The sequence below is a fragment of the Pseudomonas sp. S30 genome (assembly GCF_016518545.1).
In the GTDB taxonomy this organism is placed as follows: Bacteria; Pseudomonadota; Gammaproteobacteria; order Pseudomonadales; family Pseudomonadaceae; genus Aquipseudomonas.
In genome coordinates this window covers 231,054-246,378 of the sequence record NZ_JACVTO010000007.1, presented here as the reverse complement: position 1 = coordinate 246,378, position 15,325 = coordinate 231,054, and the positions used below count along the sequence as shown (strand labels likewise).

Genomic DNA, 15,325 nt, shown 5'->3' with positions numbered 1-15,325 from the left:
CTCCCAATTCAGCATAAGATGGCCAATAGCGACCACCCACCCCCTCGCATACAACTATTGCGCCCCGGGGTGGTCAGTAACTCGGGCAGGTGCCACCCACAGGACACCACCCATCACCCCTCAGGAGCCGACGATGGCAGCACTGCAAGACAGCACGTTGAATGCGATGGAAACCCACCAGCAACAACTGCTCGATGGATGGCTCCAAGCCCTGCAAGCCACGGGCGCGACCCGCAACATCAAGGAGCAGGAGGTCAATCAGGAAGCCCGTGAGTTCCTGAGCGTCCTCACCCGTGCTACCCGTGCCGGTCATGGCGGCGACATCAATGCTGCCGGTTGGGAAGAGGTACGACGCTTCCTGGATCGCCTGTCAGCCAGCCGCGCCCGCCTTGGCCATGACTCGCATCAGACCACCTTCTTCATCTTCGCCTTGAAAGGCCCCTTGTTCGCCCTCTTGCAGACTGTGTTCGCCAACGAGCCGCAAGCGCTGGCCGAACAACTCTGGGAAGTCTCCGGTCTGCTCGACTCGTTGGGCATGTACACCATGCGCGTCTACCAGAAAACCCGCGAGGAAGTGATCAAGCGCCAACAGGAAGAACTCCTCGAGCTCTCCACGCCAGTGGTCAAGCTGTGGGACGGTGTGCTCGCCCTGCCATTGATCGGCACCCTGGATTCGCAGCGCAGCCAGACCGTCATGGAGTCGTTGCTCCAGCGCATCGTCGATACGGGTTCGGAAATCGCCATCATCGATATCACCGGCGTGCCGACGGTCGACACCCTGGTCGCTCAGCACCTGCTCAAGACCGTCACGGCCATTCGCCTGATGGGCGCCGACTGCATCATCAGCGGTGTGCGTCCACAGATCGCCCAGACCATCGTGCACCTGGGCCTTGACCTGGGTTCGCTGACCACCAAGGCCAACCTCGCCGATGCGTTGCAACTGGCGCTGTCGCGCCTGGGCGTCAGCCTGGTCGGGCGTGGTTGATCCATGGAACGCATCCCGATTCTTCAGATGGGCGAGTTCCTGCTGGTGACCATCCAGGTCGACATGCACGACCAACTGGCCCTGCGCCTGCAGGACGACCTGACCGATCGCATCAGTCGTACCTCCGCTCGCGGCGTGCTCATCGATATCTCCGCGCTGGACATGGTCGATTCCTTCATTGGCCGGATGATCGCGCAGATCGCCAGCCTGTCGCGCCTGATGGATGCCCAGACCATGGTGGTAGGCATGCAGCCGGCCGTGGCCATCACGCTGGTGGAGCTCGGCCTGGACCTGCCTGGGGTCAGCACCGCGCTCAATGTCGAGCGCGGCATGCATGTGCTACGTCAGCGGACGCTGCGTTCATGAACGTCCGCGACAGCGGCAGTCACCCCGTACGGCTGGAACAGGATGTGGTTCTGGCACGTCAACTGGTGCGCAAGCTGGCCAGCGAGTGCGGCATGCGCCTGGTCGACCTGACCAAACTGGTGACGGCCGTCAGCGAGCTGGCCCGCAACACCGTGGTCTACGGCGGCGGTGGCGACATGGATTGGCAGGTGCTGGACGACGGCGCCCGTGCTGGCGTGCGTGTGCAGTTTCGTGACCAGGGTCCAGGTATCGCCGACCTGGATCTGGCGCTGACCGACGGCTGGACCTCCGGCAACGGTCTGGGACTGGGCCTGACCGGGGCGCGGCGGCTGGTGGACGAGTTCGAACTCGACACCAAGGTGGGTGAGGGAACACGGGTGACGATCACGCGATGGACATGAACCTCTGTGGCAGCCTCACCCAATTGATCGTCATCGACGACCCCAGCGATGTCGGGCACGCCCGTCGCCAGGCGCGCGAAACCGCCCGCCAGCACGGGTTGGCCGAAACCGACGTGGAGCGCGCAGCGCTGCTGGCTACCGAGCTGACCAGCAATATCGTCAAGCATGCCCAGCATGGTGCCTTGCACATGCGCGCCTGGCCGCATACTGAAGGTGCCACGCTGGAGTTGTTGGCCGTCGATCGTGCGCAGGGTTTCGATCGTTCGGCTTGTCTCGCCGATGGCTACTCCACCAGTGGCACCCAGGGCATCGGGCTGGGGGCCATCGAGCGCATCGCCGACACCTTCGACCTCTACAGCGATGCCCGCGGTACGGCCATCCTGGCCAAGGTCCATGGGCCGCGTCAGTCAACGCATGATCTGCGTGTCGGTGTCTGCCAGCACAGCCTGCCGGGGGAGAGCGTGTGTGGCGATGGCTGGTTTCTGGCAATGCAACAGGGGCATCTGAGCCTGCTGGTCGCCGATGGGCTGGGTCATGGTGAGCACGCGCGGGCGGCGGCGGCGGCGGCTGAGGCCGCGTTCGCCGACGCACCCTTCGACGCACCCGTGCGGCTGATCGAGCGGTTGCACCGGGCGATGTCCGGCACTCGCGGTGGCGCGATTGCGGTGGCCCAGTACGAGGCGAGCCCCGATCAACTGACCTTCTGCGGTGTGGGCAATGTCGGCGGCGTGCTGCTCGGCCCGGCGCGGGGGCGTGGCCTGGCGTCGATGCCTGGCATCGTCGGCGGCCAATACCGCCGGGCGCAGGCGTTCGACTACGCTCAGGTGAGCGATAACCTGCTGATTCTCTACAGCGATGGTCTGCAGTCGCGGTGGGACCTGAAGGACTATCCAGGCCTCGTTCACCGCCATCCTGCCTTGGTGGCGGCCATACTGCACCGTGATTTCTGCCGTGGCCGCGACGATGTGACGATCGTGGCCGTGGATCTGGAGGGCGTTCATGCCTGATCGGCTTCATCCCGACGACCCGCGTGCCGAGATCGCGCGGCTGCAGACGGAAAACCAGGCGCTGCGCGCCGAGCTGGAAGAAACCAACCAGGGCGTGCTCGCGCTTTATGCCGAGCTCGACGTCCAGGCCGAGCAATTGCGCGAGGCGTCGGACCTCAAGAGCCGTTTCCTGTCGTACATGAGCCATGAGTTCCGCACCCCGCTAGGTTCGATCCTGAGCATCACCGGGTTGCTCACCGACGAGCTGGACGGTCCGCTGTCGGCCGAGCAGCACAAGCAGGTGGCGTTTATCAGCATGGCCTCGCGCGAACTGACGGACATGGTCGACGACCTCCTGGACCTGGCCAAGATCGAGGCCGGACGCATCACCATCTCGCCGGCCTGGTTCGACATGCTCGATCTGTTCTCGGCCTTGCGCGGCATGTTCAGGCCCATCGTCGAAGGCTCGGCGGTGGACTTGATCTTCGAGGAGCCTACGGGCTTGCCCAAGCTCTACACGGATGACAAGAAACTGGCGCAGATCCTGCGCAATTTCGTCTCCAACGCCCTGAAGTTCACGCCTCGCGGCGAGGTGCGAGTCTGCGCCCGGATGGAAGGTCATGACCGGGTGCGGTTCTCGGTCACCGACACCGGCATCGGTATCGCGCAGGACCTGCACGCGGTCCTGTTCGAAGACTTCAATCAGATCGATTCGCCGCTGCAGAAGCGTCTGCGCGGCACTGGTCTGGGGCTGTCGCTGTGCAAGCGATTCGCCGAGCTGTTGGGCGGCGAGGTGGGCATGCAGAGCACAGCGGGCGTCGGCTCTTCGTTCCACGTCACGATTCCGGTGACCCTGGCGCAGGAGGGTGGCGATGCGCACTGAGATTCGCCTGCTCATCGTCGACGACAACTACGCCACCCGCTACGCCTTGCGCCGTCGGCTGGACTCCCACGGCTACCAGGTGCTGGAGGCCGCTACCGGGGGCGAAGGCCTGGCGATGATCGCCAGCGAGCACTTCGATGCGCTGATCCTGGACGTCAACCTCCCCGACATGAGTGGCTTCGATATCGTTCGACTGCTACGCAAGGATCCTGCCACCGAGTTGCTCCCGGTGATCCATGTGTCGGCGGCCTCGATCCAGAGTGGTGACATCATCACCGGGCTCGATGCCGGGGCCGACGCCTACCTGGTGCATCCAGTAGACCCGGACGTGCTCCTGGCCACTTTGCGTACCCTGCTGCGGGTGCGCGATGCGGAGCAGGCCTTGCGCCGCAGTGAAGCGCGCTTTCGCGAGATCTTCAACAACGTGTCCGCGCCCATCGCCGTGCTCGACTGCCACCTGGGCGTGGCCGAGTGCAACGAGGCGTTCGTGCGTCTGACCCAGGATAATCACGACCGGCGACAGCTGCGCGAGTGCTTCGCGCCGGGACAGGAGGCCGCCATCGCCAACCTGTGCCAGCACCTGCTCGAAGGCGAGCGCTGGCGCGGGACCTTGCTGATGACCGTCGACGGCCAGGTGCGCGAGACCGAGTGGCAGCTGTCGCCTTACCAGGCGCCGGGCCTGTGCCTGGTGTTCGTCGAGGACATCACCGAGCACCGCCACCGCGAGCGCTCGCACCTGGAACGTCTGGACGTCGCCACCAGCCAACTGGCCGAGAAGGTCGCCGAGCACGCGCGTACCGAGGCGCAGTTGCTGCAATTGCAGAAGATGGATGCCTTGGGCAGCCTGACCGGTGGAATCGCTCATGACTTCAACAATCTGCTCACCGGCATCATCACCAGCCTGGAGCTGATCCGCAAACGCATTGCCGATGGTCGTATGGAGCGGGTGCCGATCTACGCGGAAGCGGCGCTGAATTCGGCCATGAGCGGCGCTTCCTTGACTCATCGCCTGCTGGCCTTCGCGCGTCAGCAGCCGTTGGACACCCGGCCCGTGGACGTCAATGCCCATATTCGTTCACTGGAGGAACTGCTCAACCGCACCATTGGCGAGCGAGTGGTGCTCAAGCTGCAGCTTTCCAACAAGCCGGCCACCGCGCTGGTGGACCCTGTGCAATTGGAAAGCGCCGTGCTCAACCTGGCGATCAACGCGCGCGACGCGTTGCCACGCGGCGGGCAGATCTGGATCAGCACCAGTTCGGTGTGGTCGCACGGCGATCCCAATCTGCTCGACGGTCCGTACCTGTCGATCAGCGTGCGCGATGACGGTGAGGGCATCGACCCTGCGGTGCTGGGCAAGGTCTTCGATCCGTTCTTCACCACCAAGCCACTGGGGCAGGGCACGGGTCTGGGACTGTCGACCATCTATGGCTTCGCCCGGCAGTCCGGTGGCCATGTGCGCCTGGACAGCGTGGTCGGCCATGGTACCGAGGTCCGCTTGATGTTGCCGGCCACCGATGATGCGGCGGTGTCGGTCGAGTTACCGGCCAAGCCTGAGCTGCGGGGCAATGGTGAGCGGATACTGATCGTCGATGATGTCGCGGCGGTACGCATGCCGCTGGCCGAGGCCCTTGCCGATGCGGGCTACCAATGCACCACGGCAGGGGGTGTCGAGCAGGCCCTGGAGCTGCTGCGCGGGCCGGCACCGTTCGAACTGTTGCTGACGGATGTCGGCCTGCCGGTGCTCAGTGGCCGGGAGCTGGCGGACCTTGCCCGCGAGGCGCGCGCCGGATTGCCCGTGCTGTTCATGACCGGCTACGCCGAGACGGCGCAGGATCGCCAGGCGTTTCTGGCGCCGGGGATGGACCTGCTGATCAAGCCGTTCAAGACGGGCGAGTTGCTCGAACGTGTGGCACGCCTGCTGCACCTGGAGCCTTGAGCGCTGGGTGAGTGGAGTGGGGGCGCGTCCCTGCGCCGGGTCAGGTGTCAGAAGCTGTACTTGGCCGTGAGCATCAGGTTGCGCGGCGCGCCGAACGTGTCGCCGCCGTAGTCCACCGACTGGGAAATGGACGTGTAGTAGCGTCGGTCGAAGACGTTGTTGGCATTGAGTTGCAGGTCCAGGTTGCGTGTGAGCTGGTAGCCGGCCATCAGGTCGGTGACGGCGTAGCTGCCCTGTTGCAGGCGGTAAGTGCTGCCATCGACCGGGATGTCGTTGTACATCCGGCTCTGCCAGGTGACGCCGCCACCGACGCGCAGTTTCTCCAGCGGGCCCTGGAAACGATAGGTGGTGAACAGCTTGAACTGGTGCTCGGGAATGTAGGAGTACAGCGGCTTGTTTACAGAATCCGGGTTGCTGTCGTCCTTGATCGTGTGTACCCGCGCATAGGTGTAGCCGGTGCCGACCTGCCAGTGGTCGGTGAGTGCGCCTTGCAGTTCGAAGTCCACGCCCTGGCTTCTCACTTCGCCGGAGGCTTGATAGCAGGTCAGTTGCGGGCAGTTGGCCATGCTCACTGTCACTTGGCGGTTTTCCTGGTCGATGCGGAACAGCGCCAGGCTGGCGTTGAGCGCGCCCTCGAAGTACTCACCTTTGATGCCGATCTCGTAGTTCTTGCCCACGATCGGGATGATCGGCCTGCCGGAAGTGTCCTTGCCGTTTTGCGGGGTGAAGATGTCGGTGTAGCTGACATAGACCGAGTGATGATCGTCCAGCTCGTAGATCAGTCCGCCATAGCGGGTCACGTGGCGGGTCACCTTGTAGTCGCCGTCGTTGCTGCCGCGCTTGTCGTAGTCGTACCAGTCCAGGCGGCCCCCGAGGATCAGCTTGAGCGGATCGGCCAGGCTCAGGCGTGTAGTGGCGTACACGCCCTCTTGGTTGATCAGGTAGCGGCTGCTGCTGGTGTGCACGAAGTCGGGCTTGCCGCCGTTCAACGGGTAGTACATGTCGTAGGGGCTGTAGTCGCGTTCGCTCATGTCGTAGACGCGCTTGCTGGCGCCGAGCACGAGCTCGTGCTCCCTGCCCAGCAACTGGAACGGGCCGCTGGCAAAGGCATCCAGGCCCAGCTGATTTTCATCGTGAGCCGATTGGTAGACGGTACGGCCCAGGGTCTTGGCCGCGTCCCAGCGCGATTGGTAAGACCCCCTGAACAGCGCGTTCTGTTCGCTGTAGTTGGCGTTGACCTGCAAGTTCCAATCGTAGGCCAGCCGCTGGCGCAGTTCGGCGAACAGGGTGTTGATTTCCTGATCCTTGTCTTCCCAGTCGCTGCCAGGGTTATAGGAGCGTGACAGGTTCTGGTGGTGGCCGCTGAGGTCGGTAGGGATCGCGCCCCAGAACACATTGGTCCGGTCCTTCTGATGAGACAAGCCCAGGGTCAATGTGGTGTCTTCGCTGAGGTCGGCCTCGGTAATGGCATACAGCAGGCCGTGGGTTTCCTGTTCTCGGTCACGGAACCCGTCGCTGTCCTGGAAGGACGTCACCACTCGACCGCGCAGCGTGCCGCTGTCGTTGAGCGGGCTGGAGGCATCCACTTCGCCCCGATAATTGTCCCAGGTGCCCGCAGCGCCGGTGAGCGTGACTGCCTGGCCGGGCAGTGGCCGCTTGCGCACCAGGTTGATGGCGGCCGAGGGCGTACCGGCGCCGGTCACCAGCCCGGTGGCGCCGCGCACCACCTCGACCCGGTCGAACATCGCCAGGTTGGGCTGCGCACCCACCTCCCAGCCGTTGTAGTTGCTGGGGATACCGTCGTACATGATGTTGTCGACATCGAAGCCGCGGGCGGTGTAGGTCTGCCGTCCGGGGCCGCTGGACTGGTTGAGGAACAGCCCGGGCGTGTAGCGCGCCACGTCGTTGATGCTGGTCATGTTCTGGTCGTCCATGCGCTGGCGGGTGATCACCGTCACCGCCTGGGGCGTTTCGCGCATGGTCAGCGGCAGCTTGGTAGCGGTCGCCATGGCCCCCGTGGTGTAGGATTGCGTGCCTTCGGTCGTACTGCCCAGGCGTTCATCGCTGATCTGGGTGGCGCCGAGTTCCAGGACGCCCGTGGCAGGTGCTTCTTCGGCCCAGGTATGGCCAAAGGAACACATGCAGACGGCCAGGGCTAGCAGGTTGGGGGCAAAACGGCGGGGCGAAGCAGCGGATGACATGCAGGCGTTGTCCTTGTTGATAGTGCTTATGAGAACGATTAACAATAAGTGCGTCAGGATTTGTCGCGGCCTGGAAGTCGCTGCAAGCGCTGTTTGACACATTTTTCACATCTGCTGACCGTCCCGGCTGTCCGTCCAACGCTCCGGCAGAAGTCCAAAGGCGCTAGAATTCGTACCTTCCACTGATTTCGAGGTCGATGTGACGCTGCAACAGGGCTTTGTGCTGACCCGCCACTGGCATGACACCCCTGAGGGCACCTGCGTCGAATTCTGGCTGGCCACCGACGCTGGCCCTCGGCGCCTGCGCTTGCCCGTGCAGACATCCGTGGCCTTCGTGCCAGCCCAGCACCAAGCGCATGCTCGCGCGCTGCTGGCCAACGAACCGGGTGCCGAGCTGCGCCCCTTGCAACTGCGTGACTTCCAGCAACGTCCGGTCATGGGCCTGTACTGCCGCCAGCATCGCCAGCTGATCGCGCTGGAGCGGCGCCTGCGCGAGGCCGGGGTCGAGGTGTACGAAGCCGACATTCGTCCGCCCGAGCGCTACCTGATGGAGCGCTTCATCACCGCGCCGGTGCTCTTCGCTGGGCGCGACGATGGCAGCGGGGTGCTCGAACAGGCCCAGCTCAAGCCCCACCCCGATTACCGCCCGCGCCTGCGCCTGGCGTCCCTGGACATCGAGACCACCGAGCGCGGCGAGCTCTACAGCATCGGGCTGCATGGCTGCGGCCAGCGGGTGGTGTACATGCTCGGGCCGGCCAATGGCGATGCCAACGCAGTGGACTTCGACCTGCACTACTGCCAGGACCGCGCCGAGCTGTTGCACTGCCTCAACCGCTGGCTGGCCCGACACGATCCGGACGCGATCATCGGCTGGAACGTGATCCAGTTCGACCTGCGCATCCTGTACGAGCATGCCCAGCGGCTGAACGTGCCGTTGTACCTGGGCCGGGATGGCGCGCCCATGAGCCTGCGCGAGCATGGCAGTCGCCAGCATTTCTTCGCCGAGGCGCCGGGGCGCCTGCTGATCGACGGCGTGGAGGCGCTGCGCTCGGCGACCTGGAGTTTTCCGTCCTTCAGCCTGGAGAACGTCGCCCAGACCCTGCTGGGCGAGGGCAAGGCGATCTCTACGCCCTACCAGCGCATGGACGAGATCAACCGCATGTTCGCCGAAGACAAGCCCGCGCTGGCGCGCTACAACCTCAAGGACTGCGAGCTGGTCACAGCCATCTTCGAGCACACCCGCCTGCTGGACTTCCTGCTCGAGCGCGCTTCGGTCACCGGCCTTCCCGCCGACCGCAGCGGCGGCTCGGTGGCGGCGTTCGGTCATCTGTACATCCCTGCCATGCACCGTCAGGGGTTCGTCGCGCCGAACCTGGGCGAGCGCGAGGGCGAGGCCAGCCCGGGCGGTTTCGTCATGGACTCGCGCCCTGGGCTGTACGAATCGGTGCTGGTGCTGGACTACAAGAGCCTGTATCCGTCGATCATCCGCACCTTTCTGATCGATCCGGTGGGTCTGATCGAGGGGCTGCGCGAGCCGGATGACGCCCATTCGGTAGAGGGCTTTCGCGGCGCGCGTTTCTCGCGCTCGCGGCACTGCCTGCCCGGCATCGTCGAGCGGGTATGGCAGGGCCGCGAGGCGGCCAAACAGGCGGGCAATGCACCGCTGTCGCAAGCGCTGAAGATCATCATGAACGCCTTCTACGGCGTGCTCGGCTCCAGCGGCTGCCGCTTCTTCGATCCGCGTCTGGCGTCCTCGATCACCCTGCGCGGGCATCAGATCATGCGCCAGACCCGCGCACTGATCGAGGCGCGCGGGCTGGAAGTGATCTACGGGGATACCGACTCCACCTTCGTCTGGCTCAGGAGCGCCCACGAAGAAGCTGCGGCAGCGAAGATCGGCCGTGACCTCGTGGCCGAAATCAACCACTGGTGGCGCGAACACCTGAGCCAGGAAATGGGCCTGCACAGCGCCTTGGAGTTGCAGTTCGAGACCCACTACCGACGCTTTCTGATGCCGACCATTCGCGGCACCGAGGAAGGTAGCAAGAAGCGCTATGCCGGCTTGGTGCAGCGCGCGGACGATCAGGACGAGGTGGTCTACAAAGGACTGGAATCGGTGCGTACCGACTGGTCGCCATTGGCGCGCCAGTTTCAGCAGGCGCTCTACGGCCGGATTTTCCGTGACCAGCCGTATCGCGACTATGTTCGCGAGTTCGTTCGAAAAACCCTGGAAGGCGAGCAGGACGCGCTTCTGGTGTACCGCAAGCGGCTGCGCCGCCCCCTCGCCGACTATCAGCACAACGTGCCGCCCCACGTGCGAGCGGCACGCCTGGCTGACGACTACAACCGGCGCATTGGCCGGCCCCTGCAATACCAGCGCGGTGGATGGATCAGCTACGTGATGACGGTGGCGGGGCCGGAGCCGTTGGAGGACCGTCGCTCCCCGATCGACCACGAGCACTACCTCACCCGGCAGTTGCAGCCTGTGGCCGATGCGATTCTGCCATTCGTGGGAGACGACTTCGCCGCATTGACGGGGCAGCAGATGCCGTTGTTTTGAAGCGGCTTGCCGCCTCTAGCGCGCAGCTACCGGCTCCGGACCGATCAAGGGATGCTGCTCGCGGAAAGACTGCGCCTCTTCCACCAGCCAGTCATGCACGGCCCGGGCGCCGGGCTGGCTCAGCCCGCCGGGGGGATACAGCAGCACGTAACGCTTGTGGTTGGGGATCGCCACCCCGAACGGAACGATGAGCGTTCCCCGCTCCAGTTCGTCGTTGAGCAAGGTACGCCGTGCGATGGCGACGCCGATGCCGGCGATCGCGGCTTCGATGGTGAGATGGTTGCGGTTGAAGGTGTGGCCACGGCGCACGTCGAGGCCTGCCGCACCGATGCCGTCCAGATAGAACTCCCATTCGGCGTACTCCGAGCTGCCGCGCCAGGCCGTGATGTCGTGCAGCAGCGGGTAGTGCACCAGGTCCGCCGGGCCATGCAGCGGCGGACGGCCGCGCAGCAGGGCCGGCGAGCACACGGGGAAGATCTGTTCGTCCAACAGGGGTGTAGAGAGCATGCCGGGATAGCTGCCATCGTTGAGGTCGATGGCCAGGTCGAAGTCGCCCTCGTGCAGCGCCTGCTTGCTGTCCTCGGCGACCAGGCGCAACTCGATGTCCGGGTAGCGCTGCTGGAAGCGCCGCAGGCGCGGCGTCAGCCACTTGGCCAGGAACGAGGGAATCGAACGCAGACGCAGGGTGCCGCGAATCTCGCCAGCGTCCAGGCGCAGCAGCTCGGCTTCGATGCTGCCATAGGCGTCCGTGACGGTCTGGGCTAGCCGCTGCCCCTCGGCGGTCAATTCGACGCCCCGCGCGCGACGCAGGAACAGGGCGAAGCCCAGGCGCTCTTCCAACTGACGCATCTGCTGGCTGACCGCACCTGGCGTGATGTGCAGCTCCTGCGCGCAGCGGGTGAATGACAGGTGCCGCGCTGCGCAGGCGAAGACGTGCAACCAGACATAGACCTGACCGTTGAGCTGACCCTTCATTCTTTAGTACCGCTAAACCCAGGTGTAGAAAGTTTCGTTGGTCATGCCGCGACCTGGGCCTCAGTATCGCTCACATAGGCTTCAACCACCAATTACCCGCAATGACCTAGCGCATCACACTGACGGCGCCAGGTGAAGGTATTAGCATGGCTATCAGTGTTTTCGATCTGTTCAAAATCGGTATCGGGCCTTCCAGCTCGCACACCGTCGGCCCCATGCGTGCGGCCGCGACCTTTGCGCAACACCTGCGCGAAGCGGGGCTTCTGGCCCAGGTGCAGCGGGTCGAGGTGCGCTTGTACGGCTCGTTGTCGGCGACCGGTATCGGGCATGCCACCGACCGCGCCTGCCTGCTGGGGCTGATGGGGCAGTGGCCTGATCGCATCGATCCGCACAGCATCGAGCCGCGTATCGCCCAGCTGTTGCAGGAGCAGTGCCTGATCCTCGATGGCTCGCACCCCGTGCAGTTCGACTATGGCCGGGACATGCGCCTGCTCGACGAGAACCTGGAGTATCACCCCAATGCCATGAGTCTCGAGGCCTGGGGCGCGGCGGGGAGCCTGCTGACCGAAACCTACTACTCCGTAGGTGGCGGCTTCATCGTCGAGCAGGCCGAAATCGACCGGCCGGCCGATGTACACAGTGAAGTGGCACTGCCCTACGAGTTTTCATCCGGCGCCGAACTGCTGGCGCTGTGCAAGGCTCACGACCTGAGCGTCAGCCAGTTGATGATGGCCAATGAGCGTGCTTGGCGCAGCGACGCGCAGATTCGCTCGGGCCTGCTGGCCATCTGGGCGGCCATGCGCGAGTGCGTCGACAACGGCCTGCGCAACGAAGGCATCCTGCCCGGCGGGCTCAAGGTCAAGCGTCGCGCGGCGCGCCTGCACCGCAGCTTGCAGGAGCTGGGCAAGCCCAATGTGATCGGCTCCACCCTGAGCGCCATGGAATGGGTGAACCTGTTCGCCCTGGCCGTGAACGAGGAAAACGCAGCCGGTGGGCGCATGGTCACGGCGCCGACCAATGGGGCTGCAGGCATTATTCCGGCAGTGCTGCACTACTACATGAAGTTCAACCCCACCTCCAGTGACGACGATGTGGTGGCCTTCCTGCTGGCCGCAGCCGCCGTCGGTATTCTGTGCAAGAAAAACGCTTCGATTTCCGGGGCCGAGGTCGGTTGCCAGGGCGAAGTCGGCTCGGCCTGCTCGATGGCCGCGGCAGGCCTGGCCGAGGTGCTCGGCGCTACGCCACCGCAGCTGGAAAACGCTGCCGAGATCGCCCTGGAGCATAACCTAGGCCTGACCTGCGACCCTGTCGGCGGCCTGGTCCAGGTGCCCTGTATCGAGCGCAACGCCATCGCGGCAGTGAAAGCCATCAATGCCGTGCAGATGGCCCTGCGCGGCGATGGCGAGCATTTCATTTCCCTCGACCGGGTCATCCGAACCATGCGTGACACCGGCGCGGACATGCATGCCAACTACAAGGAAACCTCGCGCGGCGGCCTGGCGGTGGCCTTCGTCGAGTGCTGACACGCCAGCCGTGGCTGCGCTGAAGCGCGCTCGGCGATCAGCCTAGCCGCTCACGCAATCGGTACCAGGCCATCCCCAGTGCCAGCAGCGGTGAGCGCAGCGCCTTGCCGCCCGGGAAGGTCAGGTGCGGCACGGCGCTGAAAACGTCCAGCCCCTCGCTGTGCCCCGTGGCGATCGCCTCGGCCAGCAGGCGGGCGGTCCAGTGGGTGACGTTCAGGCCATGACCCGAGTAGCCCTGCGCATAGTAGACGTTGGGCTGCTGGCGCAGCCTGCCGACCTGAGGGAAGCGGTTGGCGGTGATGCCGATCATGCCTCCCCACTGGAAATCCAGGCGCACGTCGGCCAGTTGCGGGAATACCTTGAGCACCTTGGGCCGCATATACGCTGCGATATCCTGCGGGTCGCGCCCCGAATAATGGCAGGCGCCGCCGAACAGCAGGCGGTGGTCGGCTGTCAGGCGGTAGTAATCCAGGCCCACTTTCTGGTCGCACAGCGCCATGTTCTGTGGAATGAGGCTGCGCGCGCGCGCCTCTGAGAGGGGTTCGGTAGTGACCACATAGCTGCCGGCCGGCAGCACCTTGCCGCTCAGGCGCGGCTCCAGATCGTCCAGATGGGCATTGCAGCCCAGCACCAGGCGCTGGGCCCGCACTGTTCCGCGTGCACAGCGCACGGTCACGGTGTCGCCATACTCGATGCGCTGCACCGGGCTCTGCTCGAAGACGCGTACGCCAAGGCCGCTGGCGGCGCGCGCCTCGCCCTGGACCAGGTCCAATGGGTGCAGGTGGCCCGAGCCCATGTCCACCAGGCCTCCGGCGTACTGGTCGCTGGCGACGATCTCGTGCAGGCGATGCGCCGGCACCCGTTGCGTCGAGTGGCGATAGCCCAGGTCGGCCAGGTCCTGGAGCTCATCGTCAAACGCCTCGAACTGCGCGGGGGTGTTGGCCAGCTCGCAGAAGCCCCAGCGCAGATCGCACTCGATCCCGTAACGGTCGATACGCTCGGCCACCAGCTCCACCGAGTCCACCCCGGCCTGCTTGAGGTAACGCACGCCCTGCGCGCCGACATGGCGGGCGAAGCCGGACACGTCGTGACCAATGCCACGGATCAGCTGCCCGCCGTTGCGCCCGCTGGCACCCCATCCGATGCGCCGGGCCTCCAGCAGGATTACCGAGAGGCCGCGTTCGGCCAGCTCGAGGGCGGTGTTGACCCCGGTTAGCCCACCACCAATCACGCACACATCCGCCTGGAGCTCATCTTCGAGCAGGGGATAGGCGTTGGTGGCACGGGCGGTGGCGGCGTAATAGGACGCAGTGTGTTCGGTGTGACGAAGCATGGGCGACACTCGTAATCAGCGGTTGGACTTGATCTTGCTCCAGGAGCGGGTCATCAACCGCATGATCGCCGGGCTCTGCATGCTGGACACGTAGAGCCGATCGAGCACCTCCTGGGGCGGGTAGATCTCGGGATTGTCGACCAGGGACTTGTCCATGAACGCCTTGGCCTCGGGGTTGGCGTTGGCATAGCCGACGGTGGTGCTGACCTTGGCGATCACCTGCGGGTCGAGCAGGTAATTGATGAAGGCCAGGGCCTGCTCGGGGTGGCTGGCGTCCTTGGGAATGGCCAGCAGGTCGAACCACAGGTTGCTGCCTTCCTTGGGAATGCTGTAGGCGATCTTCACCCCGTTGTGCGCTTCCTCGGCGCGGTGTGCGGCCTGGAACACGTCACCGGAGTAGCCGAACGCCACGCAGATGTCGCCATTGGCCAGGTCCGAGACGTACTTGGAGGAGTGGAAATAGGTGATGTAGGGCCGCAGTTGCAGCAGGCGCGCTTCGGCCTTGGCGAAGTCCTTGGGGTTCTCGCTGCGCGGGTTCATACCCAGGTAGTTGAGCATGGCCGGGAACAGTTCGTCGGGCGAGTCCATGAAGGCCACGCCGCACTGCTTGAGTTTCTCCAGGTTCTGCGGCTCGAACAACACCGCCCAGGAATCGACCTTGTCGATCCCCAGCGCCGCCTTGACCTTCTCGACATTGTAGCCGATGCCGTTGGTCCCCCACAGGTAGGGCACCGCGTAGACATTGCCCGGATCGTTCTTCTCCAGTTGCTTGAGCAGCTTGGGATCCAGGTGCTTCCAGTTCGGCAGCTTGCTGCGGTCCAGCGCCAGGAAGGCGCCGGCCTGTGCCTGGCGCGCCAGGAAGTGGTTGGAGGGCACCACCACGTCGTAGCCGGTACGCCCGGCCAGCAGCTTGCCTTCGAGGGTCTCGTTGGAGTCGAAGACGTCGTAGACCACCTTGATGCCGGTGCTGGCCTGGAAGTCGGCCAGGGTGGTGTCACCGATGTAGTCGGTCCAGTTGTACACGCTCACCGTCGGTTCGGCTTGGGCGATCCCGCACAGCAGGGCGAGCGTGGCGGGAATCAGGGACAGTCTGTGACGCATGTCGACACCTCGTAGGTCTTGTTCTGAGTGGTGGCAGCGATCCGCTTCGCCCGAGCAGGCCGCGCCGCGGCCTGG

Annotated in this window: 12 protein-coding genes; 8 read left to right on the top strand and 4 right to left on the bottom strand. The window is 64.9% G+C overall.

Going from position 1 to position 15,325, the window contains the following annotated elements; translation table 11 throughout:
* Window positions 1-133 precede the first annotated feature (133 nt).
* Genes IAE34_RS10835 through IAE34_RS10810 form a run of 6 tightly spaced genes read left to right on the top strand, consistent with a single transcriptional unit; the run spans window position 134 to window position 5,557 of the window.
* Entirely contained in the window at window positions 134-985 is an 852-nt protein-coding gene (locus tag IAE34_RS10835; RefSeq protein ID WP_200138939.1) for an STAS domain-containing protein, read from the top strand.
* Between the two features lie 3 nt (window positions 986-988).
* Entirely contained in the window at window positions 989-1,351 is a 363-nt protein-coding gene (locus tag IAE34_RS10830) for an STAS domain-containing protein (RefSeq protein ID WP_200138938.1), read from the top strand.
* Window positions 1,348-1,752, top strand: a complete 405-nt coding sequence (locus tag IAE34_RS10825; RefSeq protein ID WP_200138937.1) for an anti-sigma regulatory factor — start codon at window positions 1,348-1,350, stop codon at window positions 1,750-1,752. The genes IAE34_RS10830 and IAE34_RS10825 overlap by 4 nt, the downstream gene beginning before the upstream one ends.
* A complete protein-coding gene (locus tag IAE34_RS10820; RefSeq protein WP_200138949.1) occupies window positions 1,749-2,759 on the top strand; it encodes an ATP-binding protein in 1,011 nt (336 codons plus the stop codon). Before IAE34_RS10825 ends, IAE34_RS10820 begins: the two co-directional genes overlap by 4 nt.
* Entirely contained in the window at window positions 2,752-3,621 is an 870-nt protein-coding gene (locus tag IAE34_RS10815; protein ID WP_200138936.1) for a sensor histidine kinase, read from the top strand. Before IAE34_RS10820 ends, IAE34_RS10815 begins: the two co-directional genes overlap by 8 nt.
* On the top strand, window positions 3,611-5,557 hold the full coding sequence (locus IAE34_RS10810) for a response regulator (protein WP_200138935.1): 1,947 nt from the start codon (window positions 3,611-3,613) through the stop codon (window positions 5,555-5,557). Before IAE34_RS10815 ends, IAE34_RS10810 begins: the two co-directional genes overlap by 11 nt.
* Before the next feature lie 47 nt (window positions 5,558-5,604).
* On the opposite strand, the gene IAE34_RS10805 is transcribed toward IAE34_RS10810, so the two are convergent.
* Entirely contained in the window at window positions 5,605-7,758 is a 2,154-nt protein-coding gene (locus IAE34_RS10805) for a TonB-dependent siderophore receptor (protein WP_200138934.1), read from the bottom strand.
* Between the two features lie 199 nt (window positions 7,759-7,957).
* Between IAE34_RS10805 and IAE34_RS10800 the strand changes: the two genes are divergently transcribed.
* On the top strand, window positions 7,958-10,318 hold the full coding sequence (locus IAE34_RS10800; protein WP_200138933.1) for a DNA polymerase II: 2,361 nt from the start codon (window positions 7,958-7,960) through the stop codon (window positions 10,316-10,318).
* A gap of 15 nt (window positions 10,319-10,333) precedes the next feature.
* Here the strand turns inward: IAE34_RS10800 and IAE34_RS10795 are convergent, their stop codons facing one another.
* Entirely contained in the window at window positions 10,334-11,293 is a 960-nt protein-coding gene (locus IAE34_RS10795; RefSeq protein ID WP_200138932.1) for a LysR substrate-binding domain-containing protein, read from the bottom strand.
* Window positions 11,294-11,439: 146 nt separating this feature from the next.
* Here IAE34_RS10795 and IAE34_RS10790 point away from each other — a divergent pair, with 146 nt between their 5' ends.
* Window positions 11,440-12,816: an L-serine ammonia-lyase gene (locus IAE34_RS10790; protein WP_200138931.1), complete on the top strand. Its 1,377-nt coding sequence runs from the start codon at window positions 11,440-11,442 to the stop codon at window positions 12,814-12,816.
* 37 nt (window positions 12,817-12,853) lie between these two features.
* Here the strand turns inward: IAE34_RS10790 and IAE34_RS10785 are convergent, their stop codons facing one another.
* Entirely contained in the window at window positions 12,854-14,149 is a 1,296-nt protein-coding gene (locus IAE34_RS10785) for an NAD(P)/FAD-dependent oxidoreductase (RefSeq protein ID WP_200138930.1), read from the bottom strand.
* A gap of 15 nt (window positions 14,150-14,164) precedes the next feature.
* Window positions 14,165-15,250, bottom strand: a complete 1,086-nt coding sequence (locus IAE34_RS10780) for a polyamine ABC transporter substrate-binding protein (protein WP_200138929.1) — start codon at window positions 15,248-15,250, stop codon at window positions 14,165-14,167.
* Window positions 15,251-15,325: the final 75 nt, after the last annotated feature.